Here is an 18,128-nt window from a genome sequence, read left to right as displayed (position 1 = left end):
GCAAGCGTATTACGACGCTTCTTATCGCAGACTCGGCGGAGGCCCCCGCCGCGCTAGTCCACCCGAGGCCGCCACCTTCACAATCCGGCGAAAGGTCGGGCATTCCATATGGCTCGGCGCAGGACACGCCGCGGCATGACGCAGCCCATCGCGCATCGCGCTCAGCCGCCGCACGAGCACGTCGATCTCCTCGGCCTTTGCGACCAGCATATCGCGGTCGATCACAGCCATCCCGCGCGGGTCGAACATCGCCGCGATCTCATCGAGCGAGAACCCCGCCTGCCGCCCCAGAGCGATCAGCGCGAGCCGTTCAATCACGTTCGGCTCGAAGGTCCGCCTGAGTCCGCGGCGGCCGATCGATTCAATCAGCCCGCGCTCCTCATAGTAACGGAGCGTCGAGGCCGGCAGACCGGAGCGTTTCGCGACCTCCGAGATATCCAGCGACATCATGGCTTGACCTCAAGTCGACTTGAAGTGGCACGGTGCAGCCTCTGCACTCCCGAATCAAGCGAAAGGAGCCACCATGGGTGACGTGAAGATCGAAGAGATGAACCAGACGCAGCTCTGGAACGGCCCGGCAGGGCAGGCATGGCTTGCGATGCAGGCGACGCTGGACCGGCTGTTCGAGCCCTTCGAGATAGTGCTGGCCGATGCGGTGCGGTGGCATCGTCCCCGTACGGTGCTCGACATCGGCTGCGGCACCGGCGCCACCACACTCGCCATCGCCCGCGCGCTGGCGCCGGACGGGAGCTGCACCGGCGCCGACCTGTCGCAGATGATGATCGACCGCGCGCGCGACCGTGCAGCTGCCGAACCCGAAGGCGTCCACGCCAGCTTCCGCAGTGGCGATGCCTCGCACCTCGACGGCGCCGGTCCATTCGACATGGCGACATCGCGCTTCGGGGTGATGTTCTTCGACGATCCCGTCGCGGCCTTCGCGCGCATCCGCGCGGCGATGACGCCCGGTGCGCCGCTCGCCGCCATCGCGTGGCGTTCGCCCGCCGACAATCCCTTCATGACCTGCGCCGAGCGCGCCGCCGCGCCGCTGCTGCCCCCGCTCCCGCCGATGCAACCGGGTGCGCCAGGTCAGTTCGCCTTCGCCGATCCGGAGCATATCCGCGGCATCCTGCGCGACAGCGGCTGGGGCGACATCGCGATCACCCCGATCGATGCCGAATGCACGATGCCCGAAACGGCGCTGGCGCCGTACTTCTCCAACCTCGGCCGGATCGGCGTCTCGCTGCAACAAGCTGACGCGGCGACGCGAGACCATGTCTTCGGCATCGTCCGCGCCGCCTTCGACCCGTTCGTCGAAGGCGGCACCGTCCGCTTCAACGCCGCCTGCTGGATGATCGAAGCGCGGGCCTGACCCGCGCCTAGCGCGTAACCCCGCCCGCCGCGAGCACCGCCAGCGTCACCAGCTCGCTCGCGGTGCTCGTCATCGGCGCGACCTGAACGGGCTTTTCCATGCCCACCAGCATCGGTCCGATCACCGAATCCCCGCCCAGCTCGCGCAGCAGCTTCGCCGAGATATGCGCCGACTGGAGTCCCGGCATGATCAGGATGTTCGCCGGCCCGGACAAACGCGCGAAGGGATAGTTGGCGAGCTGGCGCGGGTTGAGCGCGACGTCGGGCGTCATCTCGCCCTCATATTCGAAGCCTACCTGCCGCCCGTCGAGCACCTTCACAGCCTCGCGGATATTCTCGAGGAACGCGCCCTTGGGGTTACCAAAGTTCGAATAGCTCAGGAACGCGACGCGCGGTTCATGCCCCATGCGCCGCGCGACCTGCGCGGTCTGCTCGGCAATATCGGCCAGTTCCTGCGCGTTGGGACGCTCGTTGACCGTGGTGTCGGCGATGAACACCGTATGGCTCTGCCCGACCAGCAGATGCACGCCGAACGCCGTGCGCCCCTCGCCCACATCGATCACACGGCGGATCTCGCGCATGTTCTGCGAATAGGGGCGCGTGATGCCGGTGATCATCGCATCGCCCTCGCCCAGCTGCAGCAGCAGCGAGCCGAAGATGTTTCGGTCCTGATTGACCATCCGCTCACAATCGCGGCGGAGGTAACCGCGGCGCTGGAGCCGCTTGTAGAGGAAGTCGACCATCGCCGGCACCAGCGGCGAATTGCGGCTGTTATGCACCTCGAAGCTCTCGGGCTCGCTGATGCCGAGTGCCCGCAACCGGTCGTGCACATCGTCGCGCCCGACCAGCACCGGTGTGCCGTACCCGCCCTCGCGGAAGGCGATCGCCGCACGCAGCACCACCTCTTCCTCACCCTCAGCGAAGATCACCCGCTTGGGATGCGCGCGCGCCCCCTCATAAGCGAGGCTGAGCACCGCGGTGGTCGGGTTGAGTCGTCCGCGCAGCGTCTGGCGATAGGCTTCCATGTCGAGGATCGGCTTGGTCGCGACCCCCGAATCCATCGCCGCCTTGGCGACCGCCGCCGACACATTCTCCATCAGTCGCGGATCGAACGGCGCCGGGATGATGTAATCGGGACCGAAGCTGTGCGCACGGCCATAGGCCAGCGCCACTTCCTCGGGCACCTGCTCGCGCGCCAGCTCGGCGATCGCCTGAGCCGCGGCGATCTTCATCTCGTCGTTGATCCCCGTCGCGCGCACGTCGAGCGCGCCACGGAAGATGAACGGAAAGCCGAGCACATTGTTGACCTGGTTGGGATAGTCCGAACGGCCGGTCGCGACGATCGCGTCGGGACGCACCCCCTTGGCCAGTTCGGGCCGGATCTCCGGCTCGGGATTGGCCATCGCGAAGATGATCGGCGCGGGCGCCATATCCTTGACCATCTCGGGCTTGAGCGCACCCGCGGCCGACAGCCCCAGGAACACGTCGGCACCCACCAGCGCCTCGGTCAGCGTGGTGCGGTCGGTGGCGACGGCGTGCGCCGACTGCCACTGGTTGATGCCTTCACGATCGGGCGTGATCACGCCCTTGCGGTCGCACATCAGGACATTGTCCTGCCGCACGCCCAATGCCTTGATCAGCTCGGTACAGGCGATGGCGGCGGCGCCCGCGCCGTTCACGACCACCTTGATGTCGCTCAGCCGGCGGCCGGTGAGCAGGCAAGCGTTGATGAGTCCCGCCGCGGTGATGATCGCGGTGCCGTGCTGGTCGTCATGGAAGACCGGGATGTTCATCCGCTCGCGCAGCGTCTGCTCGATGATGAAGCATTCGGGGGCCTTGATGTCCTCGAGGTTGATGCCGCCGAAGCTCGGCTCCATCAGCTCAACCGCATCGATGAAGCGGTTCACGTCCTCGGTCTTCAGCTCGATGTCGATCGAATCGACATCGGCGAAGCGCTTGAACAGGACCGCCTTGCCTTCCATCACCGGCTTCGATGCCAGCGCGCCAAGGTTACCCATGCCGAGGATCGCGGTACCGTTGGAAATCACCGCGACCAGATTGCCCTTGGCGGTATAATCATACGCCGTCGCGGGATCGTCGGCGATCGCCTGCACCGGCACGGCAACACCCGGCGAATAGGCCAGCGCCAGGTCGCGCTGGGTGGTCAGCGGCTTGGATGCGATGATCTCGATCTTGCCCGGCCGGCCCTCCGAGTGAAACAGCAGCGCCTCGCGCTCGGAAAACTGGATGTTGGCTTCTTCGGACATTCTTCTCTCCCGGTCACGACCCCTTTAGGCACGGGCCAGCGCCACCGCAATCTGGCGCTTTGCAAGAGACGCACCGATGACATTTCCTGCGTCCGGTCGGAAACCGCCCCGATCTGTGCGGAAATCCGCACATCCATTCCATTTGTCGGTGCCCTGCAGCTTCGCTATCCAGCGCGTATGACCGCACCGACACCCGAACAGGACCGCATCGCCAGGCTCGAAGCGGAGGTCGCGACCCTCTCCGCGCGCGGAGACAATATCGGCGGGCGCCTGGGCAAGTTGCTCAAATTCCTGCCCTGGCTGATGGCCAGTCACGTCCTGATCGGCGCCCCGGCAATGCTGATCTCGGTCGGGGTCGCCTATTTCACCTTCGTCCAGGCCGAGGCGACCAAGAAGATGCAGCAGGCCGATGCCTGGCCCTTCCTCTCCTACGGGACCAGCAACAGTGGCATCAGCGAGAAGGGCGAGCGCATGATCTCGCTGAACCTCACCAACAACGGCGTCGGCCCTGCCCTGCTCGGACCGATCGAGATCCGCTATCAGGGCCAGCCGGTGCGGGATCCCCGCGACCTGCTCACCAAATGCTGCGGCTTTCAACCCAATGGCGGGCTCAATCTCTCCACCTCACCCTCGTCCGGAATCGTCGCCCGCCCCGGGGAGACCGTCAAGTTCATGCAGATCGCCGAAACCCCGTCGAGCAAGGCGCTGTGGGACCGCTTCGAGACGGAACGGTGGAAGCTTCAGGTCCGGTCCTGCTATTGCTCGATCTTCGACGAATGCTGGACGATCGAAGGCGCTCAGGCGAAACCCCGGCCCGTCGCGCAATGCCCCACCGACTGGGTCCAGTTCCGCGAGCGCTGACCCATCCACAATTGTCGCCGATTCCGGGCTTGCCGTCCGTCCCTGAACCCCTATCGAGTCCCCTGATGGCCCACGCCGCTCCCACCCCGATGATGGCGCAATATCTCGCGCTCAAGGCCGAAGCGGCCGATTGCATGCTCTTCTATCGCATGGGCGATTTCTACGAGCTGTTCTTCGACGACGCGAAGCTCGCCAGCGGCATCCTCGACATCGCACTGACGGCACGCGGCGAGCATGGCGGTGAGAAGATCCCGATGTGCGGCGTCCCCGCCCACGCCATGGACGGCTATCTCGCGCGCCTGATCAAGGCCGGGCAGCGCGTCGCCATCGCCGACCAGATCGAAACGCCAGAGGAGGCGAAGAAGCGCGCCGGCTCCAAGGCGCTGGTCGCGCGCGCGATCATCCGCGTCGTCACCGCGGGCACGCTGACCGAGGAATCGCTGCTCGACAGCCGTACCGCCAACTGGTGCGCCGCGATCGGTGAGGCGGGCGGCGAGACCGCGATCGCCGCCGCCGATATCTCGACCGGCCGGTTCGAGATTCTCGAATGCGCGCCCGACGCTGTCGGCGCCGCTCTCGCCCGCCTCAATGCGTCCGAAGTCATAGCGGCGGATGGCAGTGACGCATTCGAGGCGACCAGCTATCGCCCGCGTAGCGAATTCGACAGCGCGGGTGGCGAAACCCGGCTCAGGCGGCTGTTCGACGTCGCAACGCTCGACGGCTTCGGCCAGTTCGGTCGTGCGGCGCTGTCCGCCGCCGGGGGTCTCGTCGCCTATCTCGAACATACCGCCAAGGGCTCGCTCCCCTTCCTCCGCCCGCCGCGCGTCACCCGCTCCGATGCCAGCATGGCGATCGACGCCGCGACGCGCGAGAGCCTCGAACTCACCCAGAGCCAGGCCGGAGTCCGCAAGGGCAGCCTGCTCGATTCGGTCGACCGCACCGTCACCGGCGCGGGCGCGCGCCTGCTCGCCGCCGACATCGCCGCACCGCTGATGGATCGCGACGCGATCGAAGCGCGGCTCGACCTCGTCCAGCGCTTCCATGACGAACCGGGACTGCGCGACGATCTGCGCGCCTCGCTCCGCGCCCTCCCCGATATCGGCCGTGCGATCGGTCGCCTCGCCGCGGGCCGCGGTTCGCCCCGCGATCTCGGCCAGCTCCGCGACGGTCTCGACGGTGCATGGCGGCTGGGCGAAACGCTCGGGAAACTTGCCGATCCACCCGCATTGCTCGCATCTCTGGCGCCCGACCTGCGCGGTCATGGCGCGCTGATCGACCTGCTCCAGCGCGCATTGGTCCCTGCCCCGCCGATCGACGCCGCCAATGGCGGCTATATCGCCGAGGGCTACGATGCTGCGCTCGACGATCTGCGCGATGCCGGAGCCGGCGGCCGCCGCGCCATCGCCGCGCTCGAAGCCGACTATAAGCAGCGCACCGGCATCGCTGCGCTCAAGATCAAGCACAACGGTGTACTCGGCTATCATATCGAGGTCGCGGCCAAGCATGCCGACGATCTGATGCGCCCCGACAGTGGCTTCACGCACCGCCAGACGCTGGCGGGCGTGGTGCGCTTCAACGCGCCCGAACTGCACGAGATCGCGATCAAGGTAACCCAGGCCGGCGCGCACGCGCTCGCTGCCGAAGTGGCGCATCTCGAAGACCTGACTGCCGCCGCGCTCGACCGGCGCGAGAGCGTGGCCGCGACCGCCGACGCGCTTGCCCGCCTCGACGTTGCCGGCGGGCTTGCCGAACGCGCGGCCGAGGGCGGCTGGTCCCGTCCCGCACTGGTCGACCATGCCTGTTTCGAGGTCGAGGGCGGGCGTCACCCCGTCGTCGAAGCGGCGCTGGCCCGCAGCGGCGAGCGTTTCGTCGCCAACGATTGCGTCCTCTCCGAAACCGACCGGCTCTGGCTCGTCACCGGCCCCAACATGGGCGGCAAGTCGACCTTCCTGCGCCAGAACGCGCTGATCGCGGTGCTCGCACAGGCCGGCGCCTGGGTCCCCGCGGCGCGCGCCAGACTCGGGCTGGTCGATCGCTTGTTCAGCCGGGTCGGCGCGTCGGACAATCTCGCGCGCGGCCGATCGACCTTCATGGTCGAGATGGTCGAGACCGCAGCGATCCTCGCGCAGGCCACATCGCGCAGCTTCGTCATCCTCGATGAAGTCGGGCGCGGCACCTCGACCTATGACGGGCTTGCCATCGCATGGGCGGTCGTGGAGGCGATCCATGAGGACAATCGCTGCCGCTGCCTGTTCGCGACCCATTATCACGAGCTGACGCGGCTGGCGGAGCGGTGCGACGCGCTGTCGCTTCACCACGTCCGCGCGCGCGAGTGGAAGGGCGACCTCGTCCTCCTCCACGAGGTCAGCGAAGGCCCCGCGGATCGCAGCTATGGCCTCGCGGTCGCGCGGCTAGCCGGCCTGCCGCCCATCACCATCGCGCGCGCCAAGGCGGTGCTGGCCAAGCTGGAAGCCGGTCGTGAGAAAACTGGCGGGATCGCCGCAGGCCTCGACGATCTGCCGCTGTTCGCAGCCGCTGCCGAGCATGAAGAGGAAGCCGTCGATGCCCTGCGAGCCGAGCTCGCGGGCCTCGATATCGACAGCCTCAGCCCGCGTGACGCGCTCGACGCGCTTTACCGGCTCAAAGGACTGGTGGAGGCGTGATGCGCGAGTCCGGCTTTCTCGGACTGATGCAGGTCATTTTCGACTGCGTGCGGGATGCATTCGGGCTGCGCCGCGCCTGGACGGTGATGGCCGTGTTCGCGCTGATCCTGTCCGCGCCCTTCCTGCTGTTCGCGCTGTTCGTCTATCTGGTCACACTGATCTTCTAGCCGTTCAGCGCACGCTGCGCCTTGGCTGCCTCGATCCACCACAGGAACTCGTCCGCGAACCGCCCGAAGCCGCGTTCCAGCGCCGCTCCGCCCTCGCCTTGTGGCACGTCGTCCGCGTCAAGCGTCTGGCCGACTTGAGCGACCGTGATCGTCGCAGGCACGACTGCCATGCCCATCTCGGTCAACGTCGGATGCCACATCGAATTGCTCCGCGCGCCGGCCAGCCGCCCGCCCGAATAGCTCACGATCGCCGCCGGGCGCCGCGCCCATTCGGCCAGGAAATGATCGGTCAGGTTCTTAAGACCCGGCTGCATTCCCCAATTATACTCGCCCGCGACGAACAGGAATCCGTCGGCGGCACGCAGCTTCTCTGCCAGCGCTTCCATCGCCGCCGGCGCCTCACCGGGCGCATAGTCCATGTACCGCCTGTCGAGCATCGGCAGCCCGACCGCCCGGGCGTCGATCAGTTCGACCTCGCACCCGCGCTCGGTCATCCGCGCGGTCATCCAGCGCGCGAGCCGGATCCCCATCCGCGCCTCGCGATAGGAACCGTAAAAGACGAGAATCTTATGTGCCATGACAGGCCCTTCCGCGCGAACCTCGCGCCCTGAAAATGAAAGAGGCCACCGGGGCCATCTCTGGCACCCGGTGACCTCCGACATGGTCAGCGGCCGGAAGCTCCAGCCCGGGAGACCATGCGGGCCGCTTGTCCGCTGCTGGCGCCGTTGTTTAGGGGAAAATACCCCCCGTGCGCCATTCCGGTGGAGGTGATCCACCGGATGCATCGGAACTTAGCGACGCGTCTCCCGAACGAACTGAACCGACCCCATTGCTGAACCATGAGACATCGGATCACCTCCTTTCGCTTGTTAAAACGCCGTACCCGGCCTGGGCACGCAGCCAACATGAATCATCCTGATTCGCAGAACAAGTCTTGTATTGCGCCGCGAAATCGGCGATTCTTAAGGTTCTGGCGCGATGCAGGCGAACCACCCTTCAGCTCCGGCAATCTTCCGCAACCCGCAGCACTTCGGACCAGGCTGGCACCACCAGCGACGGCAGCGATGTGTTCTCCACGATGAATCGTCCGCGGCTGTAACCCATTGCATCGACCAGCGGATCGTTCGCGGGCAGCGAGACCGATGCACCATCGGTCGCAGCCCCGGCGGTGAGGTTGCGGGCGGTCGAGCTCGTCCGCACGGTCATCGTCCCCGCGCCCGCACCGCGCCGGGTCAGGTGCAACTGACGCGCCGAACGGTCGCAACGCAGCGTGAACACCGGATCGCCTGCCTGCCCGAACAGCGCGACCGAGCCGCGCGAATCCTGACGATAGCTCCACCCGCCGGGGGTCAGCGGCCAGTCGTGCCAGTTGCTGCTCGCCGCCGGCGGCGGCGGTAGCGGGGCCGGCGCCGGGGCTGGCGCGGGAACCGGTACGGGCCGCGCCGGAGCGGGCGGCGGGGCGGATGGCGCCACGCAGCCGGCAAGGACGGCGAGCGACGCGAAAGCAAAAATAACACGCATACCGAGCCTTATGGGCGAAGGTGCACCCCGGCTCAACCGCATCGGACGGCTTACCGCTTCCCCCCGCCCCACTTCGTCCGACTTTGCTTGCCGAACCGGCCCTTGCGCGTCCCCGGCTTGCCCTCGTTGCTGCGGCCCATCACGGGCGCGCGGTGCTGGTCGTGGGGAAGCCCGAGCTCCTCGGCCTCGAGCCCGCGAATCTCGTCGCGCAGGCGGCCGGCTTCCTCGAACTCGAGGTTGGCAGCGGCATCGCGCATCTTCTTTTCGAGCGACTCGATGTACGCGCGCAAATTGTGGCCGACCATGTGCGCCGGGCCATCGTCGATCTCGACCGTGACCTGATCCTTGCTCGCGACATGCGCGATGATGTCGCCGATGTTGCGCTTGATCGTCGTCGGGGTGATGCCGTGCTCGAGGTTATACGCCTCCTGCTTCTCGCGGCGGCGGCTGGTCTCGTTGAGTGCGCGCTCCATGCTGCCGGTGATGCGGTCGGCATAGAGGATCACGCGGCCCTCGACGTTGCGCGCGGCGCGGCCGATCGTCTGGATCAGCGAGGTCTCCGACCGCAGGAACCCTTCCTTGTCGGCGTCGAGGATCGCAACCAGCCCACACTCAGGAATATCAAGGCCTTCGCGCAGCAAGTTGATTCCGATCAGCACGTCGTACACGCCTAACCTAAGATCGCGGATCAACTCGATCCGCTCGAGCGTCTCGACGTCGCTGTGCATGTAGCGGACCTTGATCCCCGCCTCGTGCATATACTCCGTCAGGTCCTCCGCCATGCGCTTGGTCAGCGTGGTGACGAGGGTGCGATAGCCCATCTCGGCGGTCTTGCGGCACTCGACGATCAGGTCCTGGACCTGCTCCTCGACCGGCTTGATCTCGACCGGCGGATCGATCAGGCCGGTGGGGCGGATCACCTGCTCGCTGAACACACCGCCGGTCTGGTCCATCTCCCACCCGCCCGGCGTCGCCGAGACGCTCACGGTCTGCGGGCGCATCGCATCCCATTCGTTGAAGCGCAGCGGGCGGTTGTCGATGCAGCTGGGCAGGCGGAAGCCATATTCGGCGAGCGTGATCTTCCGACGATGGTCGCCGCGCGCCATCGCGCCGATCTGCGGCACCGTCTGGTGGCTCTCGTCGACGAACAGCAACGCATTCTCGGGCAGATATTCGAACAGGGTAGGCGGCGGCTCGCCGGGCATGCGGCCGGTGAGGAAGCGGCTGTAATTCTCGATCCCCGCGCAGCTGCCCGTCGCGGCGATCATCTCGAGGTCGAAATTGGTGCGCTGCTCCAGCCGCTGATGCTCGATCAGCTTGCCCTCGGCCTGCATCTCCTTGAGCCGCTCGGCCAGCTCATGCTTGATCGCCTCCATCGCCTGTTTGAGCGTCGGCCCGGGCGTGACGTGGTGCGAGTTGGCGTAGACGCGGATATAGTCGAGGTTCGCGACCTTGGCCCCGGTCAGCGGATCGAACTCGGTAATCTCCTCGATATCGTCGCCGAAGAAACTGATCCGCCAGGCGGTGTCGTCATAGTGCGACGGGAAAATCTCGAGGCTGTCGCCGCGCACGCGGAAATTGCCGCGGGCGAACGCCGCGTCGTTGCGCTTATATTGCAGCGCGACGAGCTTGCGGATGATTTCCCGCTGGTCGGCGACCTGCCCCTTCTTGAGGTCGAAGATCATCGCCGAATAGGTCTCGACCGATCCGATGCCGTAGATGCACGAGACCGAGGCGACGATGATGACGTCGTCGCGTTCGAGCAACGATCGGGTCGCCGAGTGGCGCATCCGGTCGATCGCCTCGTTCACCGAGCTTTCCTTCTCGATGTACGTGTCCGACCGCGGCACATACGCCTCGGGCTGGTAATAGTCGTAATAGCTGACGAAATATTCGACCGCGTTCTCGGGGAAAAAGCTCTTGAACTCGCCATAGAGCTGCGCGGCGAGGATCTTGTTAGGCGCGAGGATCAGCGCGGGGCGCTGCAACGCCTCGATCACCTTGGCCATGGTGAAGGTCTTGCCCGACCCGGTGACACCAAGCAGCACCTGATCGCGCTCGCCCGCCAGCGCCGCCTCGGTCAGCTCCGCGATCGCGGTCGGCTGATCACCCGAGGGGGTGTATTCGCTGACCAGCTTGAACGCCCGCCCGCCTTCGCTCTTCGCGGGCCGCTGCGGACGGTGCGGAACGAAGCCGGGGCCGGTCTCAGGCTCGGCAAGGCTGGTGCGGATCTGAATCGTCATGGCGCGAATATGGGGCCTTCAGATGGGGGTGCAATCGGGTTCGGCTGACAGTCGGTTGACACTGTTGACAGAAAAGAGCGGTTTTTCACGGCGCCCCCAGAGAGAGGGCAGCGACACGCGACACCGACGCGACAGGCGCGCGCCAGCCACGCGACATGTTTTCGACGGAACGCGCCACCAGGGCGACTGACAGACGACCGTGTTGTCAACGCGGGCCGAGAGGGATGGCTTACTGGATTCTGCATGCGCGCCTCACTTGCACGAGGCTAGCGCATCTGCTAGAACAAATAAAGAACATTGTGGACAACCACGAAGCGGACGGTCGACTGCCGACCCCGTTGCGGACATTTAGACGGCGACTGATCCATACTCTCGCGCATCCTCGACTGCGTCACCGCCGAAACGCCTCGCTGCTTCCAAGGCCGAAATCTCTTCCTCAGAGCCCAAACGGCTGGACCGTAGCCAGCCGTTGCCGAAATAGTACCTTTGCCTAACGCCAGACAGGACGGCCTCCGCGAACATGGGGTCAACTATCTGATCGAGCGTATGGCGATCTTGATTAGCTACTAGCACCGAAATATTCGAAGCATCGGCGGCGTAATTCAGCCATTCCGGATGCCCTGAGGCCAGTTCCAACACGAGTTCAGGTTGTTCTCTGGCTATCGAGACCAGTTGCCAAAACTTCATCTATCCCTCCGTCACCAAGCGTGACGGGCGATAGCTGCTTACTGTCAGCTTTCCACCCAATTTCGGACATTCCCGCCGGTATAGGCCGATCCGAAAGCGGCCCGGCTGCTAGCGACCCCATTATGGACGTTTACTGACGTAGCATGAGGTATGCTCCGGCGATGAAGGTCGCGGTGACCAAAACGAAGGCGATTTGGCGAGCTCGAAAGCCTTTGGTGTCGTCGCTCATGGGCGCAGGGCTGATGTAGGCACCCAATGCTTCGATGATTGCTCGCACCATGCCGATCACCCTCGCACAACACGATGACACATACAAAGACGCCCCGACTGCTTTCCACCCATTTCCAGTAGTTCCCGCGTTGGAGCGAAGGTCCAAGAACGGATGGTCAGCAAACAACCCCATTGCGGCCGTGCGGCACGGCGCTAGTCTCAAGTGATGCGATACACCTCGACCGCATTACAGGTAGTTTGCCAGTCCCTGTTTGCCGCTGGCCTCGCCGCAGTGCTTTTGTTGGTGTTGCTAAGTGGCGGCAAGGTCCTGAACCCGATAGCTGTGGCGGGCAGCGCGGAACTGCTGGTAATAACGGTAATATGTTGGGCCATGTTGGCAGCCTTTGGTTGGCTGCTGACCGTCGGAAAATGGCGACGGCACCGGAGCATGAAGCGAGCCGTGTTGATGAGCTTGCTGATGATTGCTCCACTAGTGGCTATCTTTTCTCTACTGCCGGACACCGCGCCAAGGTGGATAGGCGCGGCCTTTTCCGGACTGGTAGCTATGTTTGCCAGCATTGTTGCAGACCGATTCATTCCGAGCGAGCGAGACTGACTTCGCTGAATGTGACTCGCTGAGAGCGGTATGGCAGCTAACCACCCAGTAGCGGCCATTCATGCGCTGGCTTAGGGGCGTTAGAACCGGACAGGCAGCAAGCGATCCTTCGCGTCCTGCGGACCGACAAGAAACCGAAGCGCCGAGAGCGCAAGCCCCGCGAGGTTTCCCACCGAATTCAAGGACAGAAAGAGCAGATACCCTGCGTCATCGGTCGCCCGCGCAATGCAGAAGCTCGTTCGCTGAGAGCACGCCGAACCAGAATAAGGCAAAATTACGGCAACCTTCGCCACATTATTGACAAACTTTGTTCTGCATGCGTTATGCGCAATGGGCCATGTCCCGAGCGTAACGATGCAGGAGCCAATTATGTCCCGTTTGACCCCGCTAATTCTGATGCCGATGTTTGCCCTCGCTGCCTGTGGCGGCGGCGGTCCCACCGTGAAGGGCGAAAATGCTTCGATCGAAGAAGTCGCCAAGGCCACGCAGGATGCCGTGAAGATGCAGCCCGGCCAGTGGCAGACCCAGATCAAATTCGTTTCGGTCGACATGCCCGGCCTGCCCAAGGCGCAGGCCGACATGATGGGCCAGCAGATGGCCAAGGCCTCCGAGAATGTCGTCGAGACCTGTGTCACGCCGGAAATGGTCGAGAAGCCCCCGAGCGAGATGTTCGGCGGCAAGGCCGGCGGCGACTGCAAATATGACAGCTATGAGCTGTCGGGCGGCAAGCTCAACGCGGTGATGAGCTGCAAGCCGCAGGGCGCGGGCGAGCTCAAGGCGACCACCACCGGCACGATCGGCAGCACGTCGTACGAGCTGAACAGCGAAACCGCGATGTCGGGCGCTCCGGGCATGCCCGGCGGCAAGATGACGATGAAGACCCAGATCACCGGCAAGCGCGTGGGCGAGTGCACCGCGCCGCAGACCAAGGGCTGATCTGAGCGGGTGGCCTATTCGGCAGGCCGGTAGGCCACCCGCCACATCGCCAGCGCGATTCCGGCCGCGGCCAGTGCGATCAACGCGCTGGTCGCGATCGCGCTGAGCCAGCGGAACAGCGTGGCGCGCCCGTCGCCCGGTGACGCGTCGATCAGGCTGAAGCCATGGGTCTGGCCGGCGACGAAGACGATCAGCGCGAGGATCGCGCCGAGCGCGGCGGCATGCCACGGCTTGCGATAGCCCAGCACGTGCAGCCCGAGCCACAAGGGCGCGGCGACCGCGGCGATACCCAGCGTGACGAACAATGCACCCAGCGCCCAGGCGGTGAGCAGCGACGCCGCATCATACTGCCCCCCGGCCAGCACCAGCGCCACCACCAGCAAACCGCCAAGCGCTCCGCCCGCGGCAAGCGCGAAGCCCGCCCGGTCCAGCGTCGTTTCGTAGCGGCGCAACGGCGCGCGCAATTGATACTCGTCCACGGATCCCCTCCCCGGCGGCGCGCTGCATATCATCGCGGCAGGCCGCCGCTCAAGCGGCGTCGTTGCGGCGGTTCAGGTCATGTGCGGGACAGGGCCTAGTTTCGTGCGGTCGCGCTCTTGTCGCGGATTGCCTTGAACTCGCTGCCCGGCTTCCATTGCGGCCATCTGGCCGAGCGCGCGAGCTCGTCCCCGATCCGGTAGAAGACATCGATATCCTGAACTGCGCCGTCGAGATTCCACGCCTCGCTCCACGCGTCGCAGGCCTGATGGTAGCATTTGCCGGTATAGTCATCGACCCACTTCTGGCCCGCCGCCTTGCCGCCCTCGACAAGGTCCGAGGCGCCGGCGATGCCCATCATCAGCAGCACGGGAACGCCGCGCTTGGCCATGCTGAAATGATCGGCACGATAGAAGAGGCCGCGTTCGGGCAGGCTTTCGACCGATACCGTGCGCCCCTGTTTCGCGGCAAGGCGCGCGAGATCGTCCTCGAGCGTCCCCTGCCCCTTGCCGACCAGAATGACGTCCCTGGCCTTGCCCGCGGTCTGGAGGATGTCGAGGCCGAGATTGGCGACGGTGGTCTCGACGGGATAGATCGGGTTCTGCGCATAGGCCTCCGAGCCGAGCAGCCCACGCTCCTCGGCGGTCCAGAAGGCGAAGAGGACCGAGCGGTCGGGGGGCGGCGCAGCCTTGAACAGCCGGGCGATCTCAAACAGCCCGGCGACGCCGAGCGCATCGTCATTGGCGCCCGCGCGATAGATGCGCCCCAACTCGTCGGGCTTGCCCTCGCCATAGGCGTCCCAATGCGCGCCATACATGACCGCCTCACCCGGACGTTTCGCACCGGGGATGCGGGCGAGGACATTCTGGCTCTGCACGACCTTGTGCGTCACCGGGATTGCGGCGTCGAGCGTCACGCCCCCCAGCTCGACCGGGCGGAAATCGCTGCGCCGGGCGGCGGTGCGGAGCTTGCCGAGATCAAGGCCGGCGCCTGCAAACAATTTGTCGGCGACATCGTGCGCGATCCAGCCCTGCAGCGCGAGGCTGGTGACCTTTTCGGGCGGCACGACCAGCCCGTAATTCTCGCCGCCGGGGCTTTTGACGACGTTCCAGCCATAGCCGGCGGCATCGGTGTCGTGGACGATCAGCGCGGCCACCGCGCCCTGCCGCGCCGCTTCCTCGAACTTGTAGGTCCAGCGGCCGTAATAGGTCATGGTACGGCCGCCGAACTTGCCCGCGACCGGCTCCCCCGCGGCGGCGGCGAAATCGGGATCGTTGACCAGAATCACCACGACCTTGCCCTTGAGGTCGGCACCCTTGAAATCGTCCCAGCCGCGCTCGGGCGCGTTCACGCCATAGCCGACAAAGACCACCGGCGCGTTGGCGATTCCCACGGCAGACTTCGGCTGGAGCGTCGAGACATAGATATCGGTGCCCTGCACGAGCGGCATGCCCGCCTTGCCACCGAACGCCAGCTTCGTCGGCGCGCCGAGCAGGGTGTGAAGCAGCGGGACGGGCTGGGTCCAGCCGCCATCCTTGCCCGCAGGCTCAAGCCCCATCGCCTGCAACCGGCCGATCAGATAGCCGACAGTGCGCTCTTCGCCGATCGTGCCGGGCGCGCGGCCCTGAAACTGATCCGACGCCAGCGTGCGGACCGTGTCGGCGATGTTGGCGGGGCTGATCGTGGTCTGCTGGGCAGCGGCGGGCGCAGAGAGGAAAAGCGCGGTGATGGCAAGGCGAAGGGCCACGGAGAGACTTTCTGTTCTGTTGCGACACCAGTCTATGCGGCACGATACCGGCCGCACAATCGCTTTGGCTTGTCAGCAGGCACAGTTCGTCGCAGATGTAACAACATAACCTCAGGGAGAATCGCATGTCCCGCTGGCTCCGCCGCGCGCTGATCGTAAGCCTCGCCACCACCGCCGCCCCGGCGCTTGCGCAGGAGGCGCCCAAGCCTCCTGTCGCGGCGAAGAAGCCGCATCAGGTGACGGCCCCCTTCGGCGCGAGCCGCGAGGACGAATATTACTGGCTGCGCGACGATACGCGGAAGAACCCGGAAATGCTGGCCTATCTCAAGGCCGAGAACGCCTATGCCGATGCGGTGATGGCGCCGACCAAGCCGGTACAGGAAACGCTGTACAAGGAGATTGTCGGCCGCATCAAACAGGACGACAGCAGCGTGCCGTATCTCGACAACGGATACTGGTATTACACCCGGTTCGAGACCGGCGGGAACTATCCGATCGTCGCGCGGCGCAAGGGCAGCATGGAAGCGCCCGAGGAAATCATCCTCAACCAGCCGGAGATGGCGAAGGGCGCGAGCTTCTTCGCGATCGGCGGGCGCCAGGTCAGCCCCGATAACCGCCTGCTCGCCTATGCCGAGGACAAGGTCGGGCGGCGCCAGTATGTGATCAGGATCAAGGACCTGACCACCGGCCAGATCCTGCCCGACGAGATTCCCAATGTGCAGTCGGACTTCGCCTGGGCGAGCGACAACAAGACGATTCTCTACATCGAGAAGGATCCGGTGACGCTGCTCGGCAAGCGCGTGAAGGCGCACACGCTGGGCGCACCGGTCGCGCGGGACCGGCTGATCTTCCAGGAAGCGGACGAGACCTTCTCGATCGGCATCGAGACGACCGTCTCGAAGAAGTTCATCTGCATTTTCTCGAGCAAGACGGTCAGCGACGAGCAGCGTTGCGCACCGGTCGACAACCCCACGGTCTTCACGGTCCTCGCGCCGCGCGAAAAAGACTTCCTCTATGGCGCGCACCATGTCGGCAACCGCTGGATCATCCGCACCAACTGGCAGGCGCCCAATTATCGTCTGATGACCGTGCCCGACAGCGCAACGGGAGCGGGCAAGGCGGCGTGGAAGGACATCGTCCCGCACAGCCCCGACGTGTTTATCGAGCGCGTGCAGCCGTTCGACAATTATCTCGCGATCGAGGAACGCTCGGGCGGCAACAAACGCCTGCGGCTGCTCGGCAATGACGGCAAGTCGAGCTTCGTCGAAGCCGACGAGCCCGCCTATTCGATGGGACTCAGCGTCAACGCGGAGACCGGTACCGACTGGGTCCGTTACACCTACAACTCGCTGACGACGCCCGCGACCACGATCGAGGCGAATATGAAGACCGGCGAGCGCAGGACGCTCAAGGTCAACCCCGTCCCCGGCTACGACAAGTCGAAATATGTCACCGAACGCCTCTGGGCGACCGCGCGCGACGGGACGAAGGTTCCGGTGAGCCTCGTCTATGCCAAGGGGTTCAAGAAGGACGGCAGCGCCGCGCTGTTCCAATACGCCTATGGCAGCTACGGCAATTCGACCGATCCGGGCTTCTCGCCGATGCTCCCCAGCCTGCTCGACCGCGGCATGGTCTACGCCATCGCGCATATCCGCGGCGGGCAGGAGATGGGCCGCAAATGGTATGACGAAGGGAAGATGTTCAACAAGAAGAACAGCTTCACCGACTTCATCGACGTCACCGACTATCTGGTGAAGGCGGGCTATGCGAAGAAAGGCCGCGTCGCCGCGCTTGGCGGCAGCGCGGGCGGCCTGCTGATGGGCGGCGTCACCAACATGGCGCCGAAGGATTATGGCGCGATCATCAGCCTCGTCCCGTTCGTCGATGTCGTGACGACGATGCTCGATCCGACCATCCCGCTCACCACCGGCGAATATGACGAGTGGGGCAACCCGGAGAACAAGGCGAGCTACGACTATATGCTCAGCTATTCGCCCTACGACCAGCTGAAGCGGACGGCCTATCCGCCGATCTTCGTCGGCACGGGGCTGTGGGACAGCCAGGTGCAATATTACGAGCCGGCCAAATATGTCGCACGGCTGCGCACGCTCAAGGCCGACACCACGCCGCTGCTGTTCCGCGTCAACATGGAAGCGGGACATGGCGGCAAGTCGGGCCGGTTCGAACGCTTCCGCGAACAGGCCGAATACCTCGCCTTCGCGCTGGATCAGTTGAAGGTGAAGTAGCGCGGGCATTCCCGTCACCCCGGCCTTGTGCCGGGGTCCACTTCGCCGCAAGCTACTCGATAGAACCTTGAGGGCTTCGCGCGCCGCACGGTGGATCCCGGAACAAGTCCGGGATGACG

At 65.3% G+C, this 18,128-nt stretch carries 15 protein-coding genes; 7 read left to right on the top strand and 8 right to left on the bottom strand.

What is annotated here, in order from left to right; genetic code table 11:
- Window positions 1–21: 21 nt before the first annotated feature.
- A complete protein-coding gene (locus tag AC07NK_RS09035; protein WP_495170235.1) occupies window positions 22–447 on the bottom strand; it encodes a helix-turn-helix domain-containing protein in 426 nt (141 codons plus the stop codon).
- 76 nt (window positions 448–523) lie between these two features.
- On the opposite strand from AC07NK_RS09035, the gene AC07NK_RS09030 reads away from it, so the two are divergent.
- A complete protein-coding gene (locus AC07NK_RS09030; protein WP_495170234.1) occupies window positions 524–1,369 on the top strand; it encodes a class I SAM-dependent methyltransferase in 846 nt (281 codons plus the stop codon).
- A 7-nt stretch (window positions 1,370–1,376) separates the two neighbouring features.
- On the opposite strand, the gene AC07NK_RS09025 is transcribed toward AC07NK_RS09030, so the two are convergent.
- Window positions 1,377–3,635, bottom strand: a complete 2,259-nt coding sequence (locus AC07NK_RS09025) for an NADP-dependent malic enzyme (protein WP_495170233.1) — start codon at window positions 3,633–3,635, stop codon at window positions 1,377–1,379.
- 177 nt (window positions 3,636–3,812) lie between these two features.
- Here AC07NK_RS09025 and AC07NK_RS09020 point away from each other — a divergent pair, with 177 nt between their 5' ends.
- The 3 genes from AC07NK_RS09020 (at window position 3,813) to AC07NK_RS09010 (ending at window position 7,326) form a co-directional block, all read left to right on the top strand.
- Complete coding sequence (locus AC07NK_RS09020) at window positions 3,813–4,496, top strand: hypothetical protein (RefSeq protein ID WP_495170232.1); 684 nt, start codon at window positions 3,813–3,815, stop codon at window positions 4,494–4,496.
- Window positions 4,497–4,585: 89 nt separating this feature from the next.
- Entirely contained in the window at window positions 4,586–7,159 is a 2,574-nt protein-coding gene (mutS, locus tag AC07NK_RS09015) for a DNA mismatch repair protein MutS (protein ID WP_495170358.1), read from the top strand.
- Window positions 7,159–7,326 (top strand): hypothetical protein, encoded by a 168-nt coding sequence (locus AC07NK_RS09010; protein WP_495170231.1) that lies wholly within the window; start codon window positions 7,159–7,161, stop codon window positions 7,324–7,326. The genes mutS and AC07NK_RS09010 overlap by 1 nt, the downstream gene beginning before the upstream one ends.
- On the opposite strand, the gene AC07NK_RS09005 is transcribed toward AC07NK_RS09010, so the two are convergent.
- From AC07NK_RS09005 to AC07NK_RS08990, 4 genes are all read right to left on the bottom strand, one after another.
- Window positions 7,323–7,904, bottom strand: a complete 582-nt coding sequence (locus tag AC07NK_RS09005) for an NADPH-dependent FMN reductase (protein ID WP_495170230.1) — start codon at window positions 7,902–7,904, stop codon at window positions 7,323–7,325. The two genes, AC07NK_RS09010 and AC07NK_RS09005, sit on opposite strands and share 4 nt — an antisense overlap.
- A gap of 418 nt (window positions 7,905–8,322) precedes the next feature.
- Entirely contained in the window at window positions 8,323–8,847 is a 525-nt protein-coding gene (locus AC07NK_RS09000; protein ID WP_495170229.1) for a hypothetical protein, read from the bottom strand.
- 50 nt (window positions 8,848–8,897) lie between these two features.
- Entirely contained in the window at window positions 8,898–11,090 is a 2,193-nt protein-coding gene (gene uvrB / locus AC07NK_RS08995) for an excinuclease ABC subunit UvrB (RefSeq protein ID WP_495170228.1), read from the bottom strand.
- 348 nt (window positions 11,091–11,438) lie between these two features.
- On the bottom strand, window positions 11,439–11,777 hold the full coding sequence (locus AC07NK_RS08990; RefSeq protein WP_495170227.1) for a hypothetical protein: 339 nt from the start codon (window positions 11,775–11,777) through the stop codon (window positions 11,439–11,441).
- A 436-nt stretch (window positions 11,778–12,213) separates the two neighbouring features.
- On the opposite strand from AC07NK_RS08990, the gene AC07NK_RS08985 reads away from it, so the two are divergent.
- Window positions 12,214–12,603 carry a hypothetical protein gene (locus tag AC07NK_RS08985; RefSeq protein WP_495170226.1) on the top strand — a complete coding sequence of 130 codons (390 nt, stop codon included), beginning with the start codon at window positions 12,214–12,216 and terminating at the stop codon, window positions 12,601–12,603.
- Window positions 12,604–12,972: 369 nt separating this feature from the next.
- The gene (locus AC07NK_RS08980) at window positions 12,973–13,539 is read left to right on the top strand and encodes a DUF3617 domain-containing protein (RefSeq protein WP_495170225.1); all 567 of its coding nucleotides are present in this window, start codon (window positions 12,973–12,975) and stop codon (window positions 13,537–13,539) included.
- Window positions 13,540–13,553: 14 nt separating this feature from the next.
- On the opposite strand, the gene AC07NK_RS08975 is transcribed toward AC07NK_RS08980, so the two are convergent.
- Both AC07NK_RS08975 and AC07NK_RS08970 read right to left on the bottom strand, forming a co-directional pair.
- The gene (locus tag AC07NK_RS08975; RefSeq protein WP_495170224.1) at window positions 13,554–14,018 is read right to left on the bottom strand and encodes a hypothetical protein; all 465 of its coding nucleotides are present in this window, start codon (window positions 14,016–14,018) and stop codon (window positions 13,554–13,556) included.
- A gap of 95 nt (window positions 14,019–14,113) precedes the next feature.
- Window positions 14,114–15,763 (bottom strand): M28 family metallopeptidase, encoded by a 1,650-nt coding sequence (locus AC07NK_RS08970; protein ID WP_495170223.1) that lies wholly within the window; start codon window positions 15,761–15,763, stop codon window positions 14,114–14,116.
- A gap of 125 nt (window positions 15,764–15,888) precedes the next feature.
- On the opposite strand from AC07NK_RS08970, the gene AC07NK_RS08965 reads away from it, so the two are divergent.
- Window positions 15,889–18,009 carry a S9 family peptidase gene (locus tag AC07NK_RS08965; RefSeq protein WP_495170222.1) on the top strand — a complete coding sequence of 707 codons (2,121 nt, stop codon included), beginning with the start codon at window positions 15,889–15,891 and terminating at the stop codon, window positions 18,007–18,009.
- Window positions 18,010–18,128: the final 119 nt, after the last annotated feature.

It is taken from the genome of Sphingomonas sp. GW821-FHT09B04, assembly GCF_059418285.1.
The sequence above is the reverse complement of the archived record's forward strand: the minus strand, read 5'-3'. Positions and strand labels throughout refer to the sequence as shown.